At 45.0% G+C, this 16,925-nt stretch carries 13 protein-coding genes and 3 pseudogenes; 8 read left to right on the forward strand and 8 right to left on the reverse strand.

The features are described 5' to 3' along the window. Positions 1-134 precede the first annotated feature (134 nt). The 6 genes from C6W44_RS10750 (at position 135) to C6W44_RS10775 (ending at position 8,970) form a co-directional block, all read left to right on the forward strand. Positions 135-986: a ribonuclease HII gene (locus C6W44_RS10750; protein WP_105245560.1), complete on the forward strand. Its 852-nt coding sequence runs from the start codon at positions 135-137 to the stop codon at positions 984-986. Between the two features lie 257 nt (positions 987-1,243). Then, complete coding sequence (locus tag C6W44_RS10755; protein WP_001029679.1) at positions 1,244-2,065, forward strand: TnsA endonuclease N-terminal domain-containing protein; 822 nt, start codon at positions 1,244-1,246, stop codon at positions 2,063-2,065. Beyond that, complete coding sequence (locus C6W44_RS10760; protein WP_000267723.1) at positions 2,052-4,160, forward strand: DDE-type integrase/transposase/recombinase; 2,109 nt, start codon at positions 2,052-2,054, stop codon at positions 4,158-4,160. Before C6W44_RS10755 ends, C6W44_RS10760 begins: the two co-directional genes overlap by 14 nt. Next, positions 4,157-5,824, forward strand: a complete 1,668-nt coding sequence (locus C6W44_RS10765; protein WP_001276994.1) for an AAA family ATPase — start codon at positions 4,157-4,159, stop codon at positions 5,822-5,824. Before C6W44_RS10760 ends, C6W44_RS10765 begins: the two co-directional genes overlap by 4 nt. A gap of 2 nt (positions 5,825-5,826) precedes the next feature. After that, on the forward strand, positions 5,827-7,353 hold the full coding sequence (locus C6W44_RS10770) for a TnsD family Tn7-like transposition protein (RefSeq protein ID WP_001243518.1): 1,527 nt from the start codon (positions 5,827-5,829) through the stop codon (positions 7,351-7,353). After that, positions 7,354-8,970, forward strand: a complete 1,617-nt coding sequence (locus tag C6W44_RS10775; RefSeq protein ID WP_000251879.1) for a Tn7-like element transposition protein TnsE — start codon at positions 7,354-7,356, stop codon at positions 8,968-8,970. It abuts the gene before it with no gap. Positions 8,971-9,025: 55 nt separating this feature from the next. Here C6W44_RS10775 and C6W44_RS13680 read toward each other — a convergent pair. The 6 genes and pseudogenes from C6W44_RS13680 to sat2 all read right to left on the reverse strand — a co-directional run. Further along, positions 9,026-9,178, reverse strand: a pseudogene (locus C6W44_RS13680) (IS256 family transposase); the annotation flags it as partial. Between the two features lie 22 nt (positions 9,179-9,200). Continuing rightward, a complete protein-coding gene (locus C6W44_RS10785) occupies positions 9,201-9,578 on the reverse strand; it encodes a hypothetical protein (RefSeq protein ID WP_001271300.1) in 378 nt (125 codons plus the stop codon). Positions 9,579-9,987: 409 nt separating this feature from the next. Beyond that, the gene (locus C6W44_RS10795; protein ID WP_000119696.1) at positions 9,988-10,359 is read right to left on the reverse strand and encodes a hypothetical protein; all 372 of its coding nucleotides are present in this window, start codon (positions 10,357-10,359) and stop codon (positions 9,988-9,990) included. A gap of 60 nt (positions 10,360-10,419) precedes the next feature. After that, a complete protein-coding gene (locus C6W44_RS10800; RefSeq protein ID WP_001444089.1) occupies positions 10,420-10,917 on the reverse strand; it encodes a hypothetical protein in 498 nt (165 codons plus the stop codon). Between the two features lie 28 nt (positions 10,918-10,945). Next, a pseudogene (gene aadA1 / locus C6W44_RS10805) lies at positions 10,946-11,781 on the reverse strand (ANT(3'')-Ia family aminoglycoside nucleotidyltransferase AadA1). Positions 11,782-11,838: 57 nt separating this feature from the next. Continuing rightward, complete coding sequence (sat2, locus tag C6W44_RS10810; protein ID WP_000704156.1) at positions 11,839-12,363, reverse strand: streptothricin N-acetyltransferase Sat2; 525 nt, start codon at positions 12,361-12,363, stop codon at positions 11,839-11,841. A gap of 322 nt (positions 12,364-12,685) precedes the next feature. On the opposite strand from sat2, the pseudogene intI2 reads away from it, so the two are divergent. Further along, a pseudogene (gene intI2, locus C6W44_RS13610) lies at positions 12,686-13,663 on the forward strand (class 2 integron integrase IntI2). Positions 13,664-13,850: 187 nt separating this feature from the next. Here intI2 and C6W44_RS10825 read toward each other — a convergent pair. Both C6W44_RS10825 and C6W44_RS10830 read right to left on the reverse strand, forming a co-directional pair. Then, positions 13,851-14,090 (reverse strand): BrxA family protein, encoded by a 240-nt coding sequence (locus tag C6W44_RS10825; protein WP_001353740.1) that lies wholly within the window; start codon positions 14,088-14,090, stop codon positions 13,851-13,853. A 746-nt stretch (positions 14,091-14,836) separates the two neighbouring features. Then, positions 14,837-15,502, reverse strand: coding sequence for a DUF924 family protein (locus C6W44_RS10830; protein WP_105245562.1), 666 nt, complete (start codon positions 15,500-15,502; stop codon positions 14,837-14,839). 90 nt (positions 15,503-15,592) lie between these two features. Between C6W44_RS10830 and C6W44_RS10835 the strand changes: the two genes are divergently transcribed. Then, positions 15,593-16,810 (forward strand): carboxynorspermidine decarboxylase, encoded by a 1,218-nt coding sequence (locus C6W44_RS10835; protein WP_105245564.1) that lies wholly within the window; start codon positions 15,593-15,595, stop codon positions 16,808-16,810. The last annotated feature ends 115 nt before the right edge of the window (positions 16,811-16,925 follow it).

Genomic DNA, 16,925 nt, shown 5'->3' on the forward strand with positions numbered 1-16,925 from the left:
CTGTTATGACAAAATACTAAAAATCATGCTAAAAACGATACTAAGAACAATGCTAAAAGCCACGCTAAAGACAATGCTAAAGGCAATGTCACCAAGTCCAACTTTCACCCCTCAAAAAAAGATATAGCAGTGTTATGAGTAACCCATCTAGTAGTGCCCAGCCTTTGATACCAATTGATATACGTATTGAGCAAGTCGATATCAAAGGTCAGTATATTCAACTAGCAGCCCCCATCCATTTGTCTGGTCAACTACATGCCTCGGAGCTACAAAGCCAATATGGGAAAACGACAAAGGACGCGGTCTTGCCATTACAGATAGGTGTCGATGAAGCTGGCCGCGGCCCTTTGCTAGGCTCTGTCAATGTCGCCGCGGCGCTACTACCTGCCGCGTGGTCGGGGCTCATAGAAGCGCAGCCGCTAAAGGATACCCCGCTGTCTGTATTGACCGACTCCAAGCAGTTGAGTGAAAAAAAGCGTGACAGGCTCTACCCCTTGGTGCAGCAGTATGCGGCTGGGTATATCATCGCGGAGATACCGGCCGCCGTCATCGACCAAATCAATATTTTGCAGGCGACGATGCTCGGTATGCGTTTGTGTACCGAGGAGCTGCTACAAGCAATTGCCGCCCATTTGACCGCTGTCGGTCATCGCTCTATCGAAGTGCTAATCGATGGCAATCGCTGCCCTGATTTAGACGTTAGTAAGATTGCCAAGGCAGGTATAGCGCCCGCCATGCTCGACTGTCAAGCATGGGTCAAGGGCGATGGCCGTCATACCAGTATCGCCGCGGCCAGTATATTGGCAAAGGTGAGCCGTGATAAGGCCATGTATGACTTAGATGCGCAGTATCCTGAGTATGGCATCGCTAAACACAAAGGCTATCCAACGCGCGCTCATATGGCAGCCGTTGCGACGCTTGGCGTGTTACCAGAGCATAGGCGCAGCTTTGCCCCTATAAGAAGGGCGCTGGAGAGCGAATGTTAAACGCCGACTATGCTTGTTATCGTTAGGGCGTGTTGCACATTCAACCATGGCACTGACAGAGAGTGTTTTTTTAGGCGATTCTAAGGTAATTAATTTACGTTTTGTAAGCTTTAATGAACTTATTGTGGGCGGACAATAAAGTCTTAAACTGAACAAAATAGATCTAAACTATGACAATAAAGTCTTAAACTAGACAGAATAGTTGTAAACTGAAATCAGTCCAGTTATGCTGTGAAAAAGCATACTGGACTTTTGTTATGGCTAAAGCAAACTCTTCATTTTCTGAAGTGCAAATTGCCCGTCGTATTAAAGAGGGGCGTGGCCAAGGGCATGGTAAAGACTATATTCCATGGCTAACAGTACAAGAAGTTCCTTCTTCAGGTCGTTCCCACCGTATTTATTCTCATAAGACGGGACGAGTCCATCATTTGCTATCTGACTTAGAGCTTGCTGTTTTTCTCAGTCTTGAGTGGGAGAGCAGCGTGCTAGATATACGCGAGCAGTTCCCCTTATTACCTAGTGATACCAGGCAGATTGCAATAGATAGTGGTATTAAGCATCCTGTTATTCGTGGTGTAGATCAGGTTATGTCTACTGATTTTTTAGTGGACTGCAAAGATGGTCCTTTTGAGCAGTTTGCTATTCAAGTCAAACCTGCAGCAGCCTTACAAGACGAGCGTACCTTAGAAAAACTAGAACTAGAGCGTCGCTATTGGCAGCAAAAGCAAATTCCTTGGTTCATTTTTACTGATAAAGAAATAAATCCCGTAGTAAAAGAAAATATTGAATGGCTTTATTCAGTGAAAACAGAAGAAGTTTCTGCGGAGCTTTTAGCACAACTATCCCCATTGGCCCATATCCTGCAAGAAAAAGGAGATGAAAACATTATCAATGTCTGTAAGCAGGTTGATATTGCTTATGATTTGGAGTTAGGCAAAACATTGAGTGAGATACGAGCCTTAACCGCAAATGGTTTTATTAAGTTCAATATTTATAAGTCTTTCAGGGCAAATAAGTGTGCAGATCTCTGTATTAGCCAAGTAGTGAATATGGAGGAGTTGCGCTATGTGGCAAATTAATGAGGTTGTGCTATTTGATAATGATCCGTATCGCATTTTGGCTATAGAGGATGGCCAAGTTGTCTGGATGCAAATAAGCGCTGATAAAGGAGTTCCACAAGCTAGGGCTGAGTTGTTGCTAATGCAGTATTTAGATGAAGGCCGCTTAGTTAGAACTGATGACCCTTATGTACATCTTGATTTAGAAGAGCCGTCTGTAGATTCTGTCAGCTTCCAGAAGCGCGAGGAGGATTATCGAAAAATTCTTCCTATTATTAATAGTAAGGATCGTTTCGACCCTAAAGTCAGAAGCGAACTCGTTGAGCATGTGGTCCAAGAACATAAGGTTACTAAGGCTACAGTTTATAAGTTGTTACGCCGTTACTGGCAGCGTGGTCAAACGCCTAATGCATTAATTCCTGACTACAAAAACAGCGGTGCACCAGGGGAAAGACGTTCAGCGACAGGAACAGCAAAGATTGGCCGAGCCAGAGAATATGGTAAGGGTGAAGGAACCAAGGTAACGCCCGAGATTGAACGCCTTTTTAGGTTGACCATAGAAAAGCACCTGTTAAATCAAAAAGGTACAAAGACCACCGTTGCCTATAGACGATTTGTGGACTTGTTTGCTCAGTATTTTCCTCGCATTCCCCAAGAGGATTACCCAACACTACGTCAGTTTCGTTATTTTTATGATCGAGAATACCCTAAAGCTCAGCGCTTAAAGTCTAGAGTTAAAGCAGGGGTATATAAAAAAGACGTACGACCCTTAAGTAGTACAGCCACTTCTCAGGCGTTAGGCCCTGGGAGTCGTTATGAGATTGATGCCACGATTGCTGATATTTATTTAGTGGATCATCATGATCGCCAAAAAATCATAGGAAGACCAACGCTTTACATTGTGATTGATGTGTTTAGTCGGATGATCACGGGCTTTTATATCGGCTTTGAAAATCCGTCTTATGTGGTGGCGATGCAGGCTTTTGTAAATGCTTGCTCTGACAAAACGGCCATTTGTGCCCAGCATGATATTGAGATTAGTAGCTCAGACTGGCCGTGTGTAGGTTTGCCAGATGTGTTGCTAGCGGACCGTGGCGAATTAATGAGTCATCAGGTCGAAGCCTTAGTTTCTAGTTTTAATGTGCGAGTGGAAAGTGCTCCACCTAGACGTGGCGATGCTAAAGGCATAGTGGAAAGCACTTTTAGAACACTACAAGCCGAGTTTAAGTCCTTTGCACCTGGCATTGTAGAGGGCAGTCGGATCAAAAGCCATGGTGAAACAGACTATAGGTTAGATGCATCTCTGTCGGTATTTGAGTTCACACAAATTATTTTGCGTACGATCTTATTCAGAAATAACCATCTGGTGATGGATAAATACGATCGAGATGCTGATTTTCCTACAGATTTACCGTCTATTCCTGTCCAGCTATGGCAATGGGGTATGCAGCATCGTACAGGTAGTTTAAGGGCTGTGGAGCAAGAGCAGTTGCGAGTAGCGTTACTGCCTCGCCGAAAGGTCTCTATTTCTTCATTTGGCGTTAATTTGTGGGGTTTGTATTACTCGGGGTCAGAGATTCTGCGTGAGGGTTGGTTGCAGCGGAGCACTGATATAGCTAGACCTCAACATTTAGAAGCGGCTTATGACCCAGTGCTGGTTGATACGATTTATTTGTTTCCGCAAGTTGGCAGCCGTGTATTTTGGCGCTGTAATCTGACGGAACGTAGTCGGCAGTTTAAAGGTCTCTCATTTTGGGAGGTTTGGGATATACAAGCACAAGAAAAACACAATAAAGCCAATGCGAAGCAGGATGAGTTAACTAAACGCAGGGAGCTTGAGGCGTTTATTCAGCAAACCATTCAGAAAGCGAATAAGTTAACGCCCAGTACTACTGAGCCCAAATCAACACGCATTAAGCAGATTAAAACTAATAAAAAAGAAGCCGTGACCTCGGAGCGTAAAAAACGTGCGGAGCATTTGAAGCCAAGCTCTTCAGGTGATGAGGCTAAAGTTATTCCTTTCAACGCAGTGGAAGCGGATGATCAAGAAGATTACAGCCTACCCACATACGTGCCTGAATTATTTCAGGATCCACCAGAAAAGGATGAGTCATGAGTGCTACCCGGATTCAAGCAGTTTATCGTGATACGGGGGTAGAGGCTTATCGTGATAATCCTTTTATCGAGGCCTTACCACCATTACAAGAGTCAGTGAATAGTGCTGCATCACTGAAATCCTCTTTACAGCTTACTTCCTCTGACTTGCAAAAGTCCCGTGTTATCAGAGCTCATACCATTTGTCGTATTCCAGATGACTATTTTCAGCCATTAGGTACGCATTTGCTACTAAGTGAGCGTATTTCGGTCATGATTCGAGGTGGCTACGTAGGCAGAAATCCTAAAACAGGAGATTTACAAAAGCATTTACAAAATGGTTATGAGCGTGTTCAAACGGGAGAGTTGGAGACATTTCGCTTTGAGGAGGCACGATCTACGGCACAAAGCTTATTGTTAATTGGTTGTTCTGGTAGTGGGAAGACGACCTCTCTTCATCGTATTCTAGCCACGTATCCTCAGGTGATTTACCATCGTGAACTCAATGTAGAGCAGGTGGTGTATTTGAAAATAGACTGCTCGCATAATGGTTCGCTAAAAGAAATCTGCTTGAATTTTTTCAGAGCGTTGGATCGAGCCTTGGGCTCGAACTATGAGCGTCGTTATGGCTTAAAACGTCATGGTATAGAAACCATGTTGGCTTTGATGTCGCAAATAGCCAATGCACATGCTTTAGGGTTGTTGGTTATTGATGAAATTCAGCATTTAAGCCGCTCTCGTTCGGGTGGATCTCAAGAGATGCTGAACTTTTTTGTGACGATGGTGAATATTATTGGCGTACCAGTGATGTTGATTGGTACCCCTAAAGCACGAGAGATTTTTGAGGCTGATTTGCGGTCTGCACGTAGAGGGGCAGGGTTTGGAGCTATATTCTGGGATCCTATACAACAAACGCAACGTGGAAAGCCCAATCAAGAGTGGATCGCTTTTACGGATAATCTTTGGCAATTACAGCTTTTACAACGCAAAGATGCGCTGTTATCGGATGAGGTCCGTGATGTGTGGTATGAGCTAAGCCAAGGAGTGATGGACATTGTAGTAAAACTTTTTGTACTCGCTCAGCTCCGTGCGCTAGCTTTAGGCAATGAGCGTATTACCGCTGGTTTATTGCGGCAAGTGTATCAAGATGAGTTAAAGCCTGTGCACCCCATGCTAGAGGCATTACGCTCGGGTATCCCAGAACGCATTGCTCGTTATTCTGATCTAGTCGTTCCCGAGATTGATAAACGGTTAATCCAACTTCAGCTAGATATCGCAGCGATACAAGAACAAACACCAGAAGAAAAAGCCCTTCAAGAGTTAGATACCGAAGATCAGCGTCATTTATATCTGATGCTGAAAGAGGATTACGATTCAAGCCTGTTAATTCCCACTATTAAAAAAGCGTTTAGCCAGAATCCAACGATGACAAGACAAAAGTTACTGCCTCTTGTTTTGCAGTGGTTGATGGAAGGCGAAACGGTAGTGTCAGAACTAGAAAAGCCCTCCAAGAGTAAAAAGGTTTCGGCTATAAAGGTAGTCAAGCCCAGCGACTGGGATAGCTTGCCTGATACGGATTTACGTTATATCTATTCACAACGCCAACCTGAAAAAACCATGCATGAACGGTTAAAAGGGAAAGGGGTAATAGTGGATATGGCGAGCTTATTTAAACAAGCAGGTTAGCCATGAGAAACTTTCCTGTTCCGTACTCGAATGAGCTGATTTATAGCACTATTGCACGGGCAGGCGTTTATCAAGGGATTGTTAGTCCTAAGCAGCTGTTGGATGAGGTGTATGGCAACCGCAAGGTGGTCGCTACCTTAGGTCTGCCCTCGCATTTAGGTGTGATAGCAAGACATCTACATCAAACAGGACGTTACGCTGTTCAGCAGCTTATTTATGAGCATACCTTATTCCCTTTATATGCTCCGTTTGTAGGCAAGGAGCGCCGAGACGAAGCTATTCGGTTAATGGAGTACCAAGCGCAAGGTGCGGTGCATTTAATGCTAGGAGTCGCTGCTTCTAGAGTTAAGAGCGATAACCGCTTTAGATACTGCCCTGATTGCGTTGCTCTTCAGCTAAATAGGTATGGGGAAGCCTTTTGGCAACGAGATTGGTATTTGCCCGCTTTGCCATATTGTCCAAAACACGGTGCTTTAGTCTTCTTTGATAGAGCTGTAGATGATCACCGACATCAATTTTGGGCTTTGGGTCATACTGAGCTGCTTTCAGACTACCCCAAAGACTCCCTATCTCAATTAACAGCACTAGCTGCTTATATAGCCCCTCTGTTAGATGCTCCACGAGCGCAAGAGCTTTCCCCAAGCCTTGAGCAGTGGACGCTGTTTTATCAGCGCTTAGCGCAGGATCTAGGGCTAACCAAAAGCAAGCACATTCGTCATGACTTGGTGGCGGAGAGAGTGAGGCAGACTTTTAGTGATGAGGCACTAGAGAAACTGGATTTAAAGTTGGCAGAGAACAAGGACACGTGTTGGCTGAAAAGTATATTCCGTAAGCATAGAAAAGCCTTTAGTTATTTACAGCATAGTATTGTGTGGCAAGCCTTATTGCCAAAACTAACGGTTATAGAAGCGCTACAGCAGGCAAGTGCTCTTACTGAGCACTCTATAACGACAAGACCTGTTAGCCAGTCTGTGCAACCTAACTCTGAAGATTTATCTGTTAAGCATAAAGACTGGCAGCAACTAGTGCATAAATACCAAGGAATTAAGGCGGCAAGACAGTCTTTAGAGGGTGGGGTGCTATACGCTTGGCTTTACCGACATGACAGGGATTGGCTAGTTCACTGGAATCAACAGCATCAACAAGAGCGTCTGGCACCCGCCCCTAGAGTTGATTGGAACCAAAGAGATCGAATTGCTGTACGACAACTATTAAGAATCATAAAGCGTCTAGATAGTAGCCTTGATCACCCAAGAGCGACATCGAGCTGGCTGTTAAAGCAAACTCCTAACGGAACCTCTCTTGCAAAAAATCTACAGAAACTGCCTTTGGTAGCGCTTTGCTTAAAGCGTTACTCAGAGAGTGTGGAAGATTATCAAATTAGACGGATTAGCCAAGCTTTTATTAAGCTTAAACAGGAAGATGTTGAGCTTAGGCGCTGGCGATTATTAAGAAGTGCAACGTTATCTAAAGAGCGGATAACTGAGGAAGCACAAAGATTCTTGGAAATGGTTTATGGGGAAGAGTGAGTGGTTAGGCTAGCTACATTTAATGACAATGTGCAGGTTGTACATATTGGTCATTTATTCCGTAACTCGGGTCATAAGGAGTGGCGTATTTTTGTTTGGTTTAATCCAATGCAAGAACGGAAATGGACTCGATTTACTCATTTGCCTTTATTAAGTCGAGCTAAGGTGGTTAACAGTACAACAAAGCAAATAAATAAGGCGGATCGTGTGATTGAGTTTGAAGCATCGGATCTTCAACGAGCCAAAATAATCGATTTTCCTAATCTCTCGTCCTTTGCTTCCGTACGCAACAAGGATGGAGCGCAGAGTTCATTTATTTACGAAGCTGAAACACCATATAGCAAGACTCGTTATCACATCCCACAGTTAGAGCTAGCTCGGTCATTATTTTTAATTAACTCCTATTTCTGTCGAAGCTGTTTGAGCAGTACCGCTTTACAGCAAGAGTTCGACGTTCAGTATGAGGTTGAGCGAGATCATTTAGAGATAAGGATCTTACCCAGTTCATCGTTTCCTAAAGGGGCGTTAGAGCAGTCGGCCGTAGTGCAGCTTTTGGTTTGGTTGTTTTCGGATCAAGATGTTATGGATTCGTATGAAAGTATTTTTAGGCACTATCAACAAAATAGAGAAATTAAGAACGGCGTTGAAAGCTGGTGCTTTAGCTTTGACCCTCCGCCCATGCAGGGTTGGAAATTACATGTAAAAGGACGTTCTTCTAACGAGGATAAGGATTATTTAGTTGAGGAAATAGTAGGTTTAGAAATCAACGCTATGCTTCCTAGCACAACAGCTATTAGCCATGCCTCTTTTCAGGAAAAGGAGGCAGGTGATGGTAGTACGCAGCACATAGCGGTTTCAACAGAGTCAGTTGTTGATGATGAGCATCTACAGTTGGACGATGAGGAAACAGCCAATATAGACACAGACACACGAGTCATAGAGGCTGAGCCGACATGGATAAGTTTTAGTAGACCTAGTCGAATTGAAAAATCTCGCAGGGCAAGAAAAAGTAGCCAAACTATTTTAGAAAAAGAAGAAGCAACAACAAGTGAAAATAGTAATTTGGTTAGTACTGATGAGCCACACTTAGGTGGTGTCCTAGCAGCGGCAGATGTGGGTGGGAAGCAGGATGCAACCAATTACAACTCTATTTTTGCTAATCGATTTGCTGCTTTTGATGAGCTACTTTCAATTCTAAAAACTAAATTTGCATGTCGGGTGCTTTTTGAAGAAACCTTGGTTTTGCCAAAAGTTGGGCGTAGCCGATTACATCTGTGTAAAGATGGCTCACCAAGAGTGATTAAAGCCGTTGGGGTGCAACGTAATGGCAGTGAATTTGTATTGCTAGAGGTGGATGCATCGGATGGGGTGAAAATGCTTTCTACCAAAGTGTTGAGTGGCGTTGATAGCGAAACATGGCGGAATGATTTTGAAAAGATACGGCGTGGAGTGGTGAAGAGCTCATTGAATTGGCCAAATAGTTTGTTTGATCAATTATATGGACAAGACGGGCATAGAGGGGTGAATCATCCAAAGGGGTTGGGGGAGCTGCAAGTATCGAGAGAGGATATGGAAGGGTGGGCTGAGAGAGTGGTTAGAGAGCAATTTACGCATTAAAGGAATGACTGAAAGAGCCTGTAAACCCTTTTGTGTAAGTGCTTTTGCCGGTCAGTTAAAGGTGGCCATTTAAACGGTCACCAAATTCGATCATAAAACGGTTCATGGCCGGCTTCCAGTTGCGGATCGGCATCGTCCATTTCTTGGTCGCCGCCTGGATAGCCAGGTACACCACCTTCATCGCTGATTCGTCCGTAGGGAACACCTTGAGTTCATATTAATGGAATTTTCTACAAATAGCCTCCGTGGTTTTGAGGGGGGATTACAGACGATCCATAGTAGTAATCCAATGAGTTCTTGAGCGCGGCGACATGTTTGGACGCCTTGGCAAAAATTAGAGCCTGCTTGAAGTGCAGGCGAGCACGTGCTTGGACGATTGATCCATTCGCGGTCAAAAACTCAATCTTGGATGACAGCGTGTCAGGAAATCCAATATCGAAGTCCCGCCCCGTGTCAAAGTAGGGCATTTCATGATCAAAGGACGAAGCTTCCCAGGCCACTTCCCTAATATTCCAGCCGCTAGAAACAAGATTTCGTACGACTTCATCAACTTTTTTGCTTTCCAACTTGTCACAAAGTGCATAGGCAAGAGCTTTGGCGGCAGACACGTGCGTTTCCTCTTAAACATAGGTCGAACGGATACCCGAGGCAAAGCGGAGCATTAGTCCCAAAGCATCTCCGGTAGATCCGGAGGCTCCATACTGAAGGCATGGCATCTTGGGCATTGATATTTGAAACTTCTCTCTAGATAGCAGGGATTTCTTGGCCTTGCCTCATGCTGATAGCTTGTAAATATCACACGATCCTTAGCCCCACAAAGTGAGCATACTCCGTAGCTTTCATTTATAGAAATCGTCGTTAGATTGTCGCAGCATGTGCACGTTCCGACTATTTGCTCAGGAAGCATCGCCATACCTTGGCCTAGGTAAAGAAGATCAGACTCGTAGCCACATCGGTGGCAACTGAGCTTGTACGCAATGCCCATCTGGTTGTCTCACCTGAATCGTAACGTCAGAGCTATTCATCCATCCATTCGGCATCAATGTATGCCACTAAGCCGACCAGCTGACCGTTTGGACTGAAGTATGTTGCCTGCACCCCACTTGACATCTCATCAATACCACCGCACTGCGCTAGGCGCCGGTCCCACTTGCCCACAGAAGCGTCAGGATCGGCTGAGTTCCCCAAGACCCTTGTGAGCCATGCCTCCTTTAACTCAACCTCTCGAATGATTGCGTCGGCCAGCTCCTCCGCGTTATCTAGTTCGACATAGTCTGGAATTCGGACGTACGTTCTGAACACAGCTGGATACTTACTTGGGCGATTGTCATACATGACATCAACAATGTACCCGTTTGTGTAACCGTCTCTTGGAGGTTCGTATGACACTAGTGGTTCCCCTCAGCTTGCGACTAGATGTTGAGGCCTAACATTTTATTAGAGAGCAGGCTAGTTGCTTAGATACATGATCTTCAGGCCGTTATCTGTCAGGGCAAGCGAAAATTGGCCATTTATGACGACCAATGCCCCGCAGAAGCTCCCATCTTTGCCGCCATAGACGCCGCGCCCCCCTTTTGGGGTGTAGAACATCCTTTTGCCAGATGTGGAAAAGAAGTTCGTTGTCCCATTGTTGGCAATGACGTAGTAGCCGGCGAAAGTGCGAGACCCATTTGCGCTATATATAAGCCTACGATTTCCGTTGCGACTATTGTCGTAATTGGATGAACTATTATCGTAGTTGCTCTCAGAGTTGTCGTAATTTGATGGACTATTGTCGTAATTGCTTATGGAGTTGTCGTAGTTGCTTGGAGAAATGTCGTAGTTGGATGGGGAGTAGTCATAGGGAAGACGAGCTTCATCCACTAAAACAATTGGCAGGTCAGCAAGTGCCTGCCCCGATGCCATCGCAAGTACGAGGCTTAGAACCACCTTCAACAGATCGCGCATAGTCTTCCCCAGCTCTCTAACGCTTGAGTTAAGCCGCGCCGCGAAGCGGCGTCGGCTTGAACGAATTGTTAGACATTATTTGCCGACTACCTTGGTGATCTCGCCTTTCACGTAGTGAACAAATTCTTCCAACTGATCTGCGCGCGAGGCCAAGCGATCTTCTTGTCCAAGATAAGCCTGCCTAGCTTCAAGTATGACGGGCTGATACTGGGCCGGCAGGCGCTCCATTGCCCAGTCGGCAGCGACATCCTTCGGCGCGATTTTGCCGGTTACTGCGCTGTACCAAATGCGGGACAACGTAAGCACTACATTTCGCTCATCGCCAGCCCAGTCGGGCGGCGAGTTCCATAGCGTTAAGGTTTCATTTAGCGCCTCAAATAGATCCTGTTCAGGAACCGGATCAAAGAGTTCCTCCGCCGCTGGACCTACCAAGGCAACGCTATGTTCTCTTGCTTTTGTCAGCAAGATAGCCAGATCAATGTCGATCGTGGCTGGCTCGAAGATACCTGCAAGAATGTCATTGCGCTGCCATTCTCCAAATTGCAGTTCGCGCTTAGCTGGATAACGCCACGGAATGATGTCGTCGTGCACAACAATGGTGACTTCTACAGCGCGGAGAATCTCGCTCTCTCCAGGGGAAGCCGAAGTTTCCAAAAGGTCGTTGATCAAAGCTCGCCGCGTTGTTTCATCAAGCCTTACGGTCACCGTAACCAGCAAATCAATATCACTGTGTGGCTTCAGGCCGCCATCCACTGCGGAGCCGTACAAATGTACGGCCAGCAACGTCGGTTCGAGATGGCGCTCGATGACGCCAACTACCTCTGATAGTTGAGTCGATACTTCGGCGATCACCGCTTCCCTCATGATGTTTAACTCCTGAATTAAGCCGCGCCGCGAAGCGGTGTCGGCTTGAATGAATTGTTAGGCGTCATCCTGTGCTCCCGAGAACCAGTACCAGTACATCGCTGTTTCGTTCGAGACTTGAGGTCTAGTTTTATACGTGAACAGGTCAATGCCGCCGAGAGTAAAGCCACATTTTGCGTACAAATTGCAGGCAGGTACATTGTTCGTTTGTGTCTCTAATCGTATGCCAAGGAGCTGTCTGCTTAGTGCCCACTTTTTCGCAAATTCGATGAGACTGTGCGCGACTCCTTTGCCTCGGTGCGTGTGCGACACAACAATGTGTTCGATAGAGGCTAGATCGTTCCATGTTGAGTTGAGTTCAATCTTCCCGACAAGCTCTTGGTCGATGAATGCGCCATAGCAAGCAGAGTCTTCATCAGAGTCATCATCCGAGATGTAATCCTTCCGGTAGGGGCTCACACTTCTGGTAGATAGTTCAAAGCCTTGGTCGGATAGGTGCACATCGAACACTTCACGAACAATGAAATGGTTCTCAGCATCCAATGTTTCCGCCACCTGCTCAGGGATCACCGAAATCTTCATATGACGCCTAACATTTTATTAGTAAGCATGCTCGTTTTGTCACCCGCTGATGCTTACCGTTAATTAATATAATCACTTGTATTAAATAGACTTTCTTTAAAAATACAAGACACTCTGTTATTACAAATCGTGCATGCCGTCTATCCTGCTTGCACGATGCACATTATCTCACCCAAAGAACTCATAACATTTTAATTTATTTAGCATTAAATTAAAACTCTACCGGTAAACAAGCATCTCTAGGCGTAAAAAACAGGCACTTTTTTAAATCCCAGCTAGAATAGGCTGTATAGGCAGACAGTTGCAAGACAAGGAGCGTTTTATGTCTAACAGTCCATTTTTAAATTCTATACGCACGGATATGCGACAAAAAGGTTATGCGCTGAAAACTGAAAAAACTTACCTGCACTGGATTAAGCGTTTTATTCTGTTTCACAAAAAACGTCATCCTCAGACCATGGGCAGTGAAGAGGTCAGGCTGTTTTTATCCAGCTTAGCAAACAGCAGACATGTAGCCATAAACACGCAGAAAATCGCTTTAAATGCCCTAGCTTTTTTGTACAACAGGTTTTTACAACAGCCGTTGGGCGATATTGATTATATCCCTGCAAGCAAGCCTAGACGGCTACCCTCTGTTATCTCTGCAAATGAAGTGCAACGCATTTTGCAGGTTATGGATACTCGCAACCAAGTTATTTTTACGCTGCTGTATGGTGCAGGTTTGCGCATTAATGAATGCTTGCGTTTGCGGGTTAAAGATTTTGATTTTGATAATGGCTGCATCACTGTGCATGACGGTAAGGGTGGGAAAAGCAGAAACAGCCTACTGCCCACGCGCCTAATCCCAGCAATAAAATAACTCATTGAGCAAGCGCGGCTTATTCAGCAAGACGACAACTTACAAGGCGTAGGGCCATCGCTGCCTTTTGCTTTAGATCACAAATACCCTTCTGCTTATCGACAAGCGGCGTGGATGTTTGTCTTTCCCTCCAGCACGCTCTGCAACCACCCGTATAACGGCAAATTATGCCGCCATCATCTGCATGACTCCGTTGCGCGAAAGGCATTGAAGGCAGCCGTACAAAAAGCAGGCATCGTTAGCAAGCGTGTCACTTGTCATACATTTCGTCACTCGTTTGCTACGCATCTATTACAAGCGGGGCGTGATATTCGCACTGTGCAAGAACTCTTAGGGCATAACGATGTTAAGACCACGCAAATCTATACGCATGTGTTGGGTCAGCATTTTGCCGGCACCACCAGTCCTGCGGATGGACTGATGCTACTTATCAATCAGTAAAAGTAGATAAATATCTTTATGTAGCCCTGAGTAGCCCCTGATACTTTTTATGGTGAAAAAGATAAACAATCATAGAGGGGATAAATATGAGCCAGTTCTACCATTGTTCAGATAAGTTTAAGCAAGATACTGTCAATCACAGTGACCATTCATGGTCATTACACTTCCTCCAGTTGCCAGACAATGCCTAACATAAAAACGCAAAAGCCCAAAAGTCAGAGCTTAGGTGTTCTAGGCGTTTTCTAAGCGCTGAAGAAATACGTCTTACCGTAGATTGCGTGCGTTTCTGAAGCACATTTTCCTTATACATGGCTTTATCCCAGGCAGCTTCATCAAGCTCTTGGAGTAACAAGCCAGTAATAATGCGACACTCTCGGGTTTGTAGCGAGCCGCTGGTGAGATCGGAGTTATAGCGGAAAGGGGTCATTTGTAATTATTTGTGGGTGGAGGATAGTTAACTTATTATTGTAGTTGGAAGAGGCTGCTTTCCAAACATTAGCACCTCGTAATGCTTGTTACTGTATATTAATTTATGCTCTTAGCGCATGTTAATGGGCTATTACAATGCATAATGTCCACATCAAGATAACTGTGGCTTAACACCTGTACAAGCGAAAAAAATCAATCACCTGTCCGGAAATACGGGATCACTGTAAAGTGTTGGTGAGGCAGTCTAGGAGGGGGATTTAATTTGGGATACTGATGAAAGGATTATGATCAGTTGGATATAGGATCGTACTAAGCTGAGCGGCAGGTTAGCTAGATTAGTTAACCAGATAAGTGAAATCTAGTTCCAAACTATTTTGTCATTTTTAATTTTCGTATTAGCTTACGACGCTACACCCAGTTCCCATCTATTTTGTCACTCTTCCCTAAATAATCCTTAAAAACTCCATTTCCACCCCTCCCAGTTCCCAACTATTTTGTCCGCCCACACTTATTTGATGAGGTATGCTTTTTTATTTTTATCATTGCCAATGACCGATGATTTAAAAAGCTGTGAGATTGCACGCTGGCAAGAGCAAAGTCAGCAGTAAAGCCTTACAGCAGCAGTCGTTTAGTTTTACCACAGGTGAAGTGAACTACTAGGAGATGCTTTGTCGAACGCCGCGCCATAAAAGAAGGGCTGAATCAAATTGCTGATCCAGCCCTTCTTCTAAGCAGCGAAAAGACTTAGAACGATGAGTTTGGTTGTTCTAAAAAGGCTTCTTCTGCCGCTGTCGACTCTCGGTCCAATATGTCGTTACGGTGCGGATAGCGGCCAAACTGCTCGATAATATCTTTATGACGGTGCTCAAAGTCGAGTGTCATCGCGTCGTCTAACTGCTCAAAGAGCGGCAAGTAGCGCTCATGAATCATCAAAGATTCAGAGTGCATAAATGGCATAATCATAAATTTTCGCCACTGCGCGGGGAGGGTATCGAAATATGGTTGTTGAATGGCTTCTTGCGCCAATACCAGTGCCATGCCATCTTGTGCAAAGGCATTGGCTTGCCCGCGGCACAGATTGCGCGAAAACTGATCGAGCACAATAATCTCAGCCAAACGTCCTGCTAGAGCAGTGATGGAGCTGTTGCTATCTACTGCGGCGTTGGCGATACGCCAGGTGACACATTCGCCTTGTTTGGCGGCTTGCCAAATCTTACCAAATTTTTCTCTTATTTTTTGATCAAAGGCATCGTTTTTTTCAAACCAATACGCCTCATTGTCTTTATCAAACCAAAAATCTAAAACCGCCCGCGCATCGGCATCCAGATGCGCTAAATTGATATTTTTTGGTTCAAGCTGAGATAAATTGGCTTGGCTCGCTGCACTGGAATAATCGGTTGATAATGACATAAGATATTCTAATTATAGTGAATTTAGTCTACTATAGCGCAATTATTTATATCTGTCATGATGCCAACCGCAGCGATTAGGTAACCACTTATGAATGTCGAAAACACTGTAATAACCTCTGATTTATCCTCTCTACCTACGCCTTATTATTTGCTCGATGAAACGGCAGTCGTTGCCAATATGCAGATTATCGCACGTCTGTGTGAGTTGTCTGGTGCCAAGGCTTTGCTTGCGCTCAAGTGTTTTGCCACGTGGGGCGTGTTTGATGTGATGCAGCCTTATTTGCATGGTACGACTTCATCGTCACTCAATGAAGTGCGTTTGGGCTATGAGACTTTTGGTAATAACCGTGATGCCAATAACAGTGATAAAAAAGAAACCCATGCCTATAGTGTCGCCTATAGCTTGGATGAAATCGACGAAGTATTAAGCTACGCGGACAAGATTATTTTTAACTCCATCTCGCAGTTGCATGCCTTTAAAGATAAAGCGCATGCACAGGACATTCCAGTTGGGCTACGCTTAAACCCAAAAACCAGTAATTCGTCGTTTATCATCGCTGATCCTGCCCGTCCTTTTAGCCGTCTTGGTGAGCATGACAAAGATAAGATTGCAGCGGTGCTTGGTGATATCACAGGGGTCATGATTCATAACAACTGTGAAAACGATAGCTTTGAGGCGTTTAGCGCAAGCTTGGCTGATATCGAAGACAGGTTTGGTGATGTTTTAGCGCAGCTAGAGTGGGTGAGTTTGGGCGGCGGTATTCACTTTGTCGCACCTAGTTATCCGCTAGAAAAATTAGCCGACAGACTAAAAGGCTTTAGTGAAAAATACGGCGTCCAAGTCTATCTTGAGCCAGGTGAGGCGAGTATTCATGGCGCTGGCACGCTGGTTACGACAGTGCTGGATACCATGCACAATGACAAAAACCTCGCCGTCGTCGATGCCTCGATCGAGGCGCATATGCTTGATTTGCTGATTTATCGCGAGTCTGCGCCAATCACTTCTGTCAATGCAGGGTCAGTGGAGGTAATGCCTGTCGATCAGGCGCAACAAGAGGCTGCTGACAATACTATTATCTATGGACGCTCCTGTTTGGCAGGCGATATCTTTGGCGAGTATGCTTTGGCACATGAGCTGCAAGTGGGCGACACCGTTGCGTTTGGTAATGCGGCAGGCTATACCATGGTTAAGAAAAACTGGTTTAATGGTGTTAATATGCCAGCGATTGTGATTCGACGTCTAGATGGCAGTATTGATGTACAGCGCGAATTTGATTATCAAGATTACAAAGCCAGCTTGTCTTAGTAGCAGGCTTCGTTGTCAAAGTTAAGTTATCAAAAACAAAGACTTAAGGGTAAGGGTTCAAACTTTAAATTCATTGGTTTTTTCTACATTATTTTTATCGACAACCAAATAAAAA

The sequence above is a fragment of the Psychrobacter sp. Marseille-P5312 genome, assembly GCF_900291405.1.
Taxonomy (GTDB): Bacteria; Pseudomonadota; Gammaproteobacteria; order Pseudomonadales; family Moraxellaceae; genus Psychrobacter; species Psychrobacter celer.

Coding starts and splice junctions, on each gene's coding strand:
- C6W44_RS10750 (WP_105245560.1), top strand. CDS start 135: ATGAGTAACCCATCTAGTAGTGCCCAGCCTTTGATACCAATTGATATA.
- C6W44_RS10755 (WP_001029679.1), top strand. CDS start 1,244: ATGGCTAAAGCAAACTCTTCATTTTCTGAAGTGCAAATTGCCCGTCGT.
- C6W44_RS10760 (WP_000267723.1), top strand. CDS start 2,052: ATGTGGCAAATTAATGAGGTTGTGCTATTTGATAATGATCCGTATCGC.
- C6W44_RS10765 (WP_001276994.1), top strand. CDS start 4,157: ATGAGTGCTACCCGGATTCAAGCAGTTTATCGTGATACGGGGGTAGAG.
- C6W44_RS10770 (WP_001243518.1), top strand. CDS start 5,827: ATGAGAAACTTTCCTGTTCCGTACTCGAATGAGCTGATTTATAGCACT.
- C6W44_RS10800 (WP_001444089.1), bottom strand. CDS start 10,917: ATGCGCGATCTGTTGAAGGTGGTTCTAAGCCTCGTACTTGCGATGGCA.
- sat2 (WP_000704156.1), bottom strand. CDS start 12,363: ATGAAGATTTCGGTGATCCCTGAGCAGGTGGCGGAAACATTGGATGCT.
- C6W44_RS10825 (WP_001353740.1), bottom strand. CDS start 14,090: ATGACCCCTTTCCGCTATAACTCCGATCTCACCAGCGGCTCGCTACAA.
- C6W44_RS10830 (WP_105245562.1), bottom strand. CDS start 15,502: ATGTCATTATCAACCGATTATTCCAGTGCAGCGAGCCAAGCCAATTTA.
- C6W44_RS10835 (WP_105245564.1), top strand. CDS start 15,593: ATGAATGTCGAAAACACTGTAATAACCTCTGATTTATCCTCTCTACCT.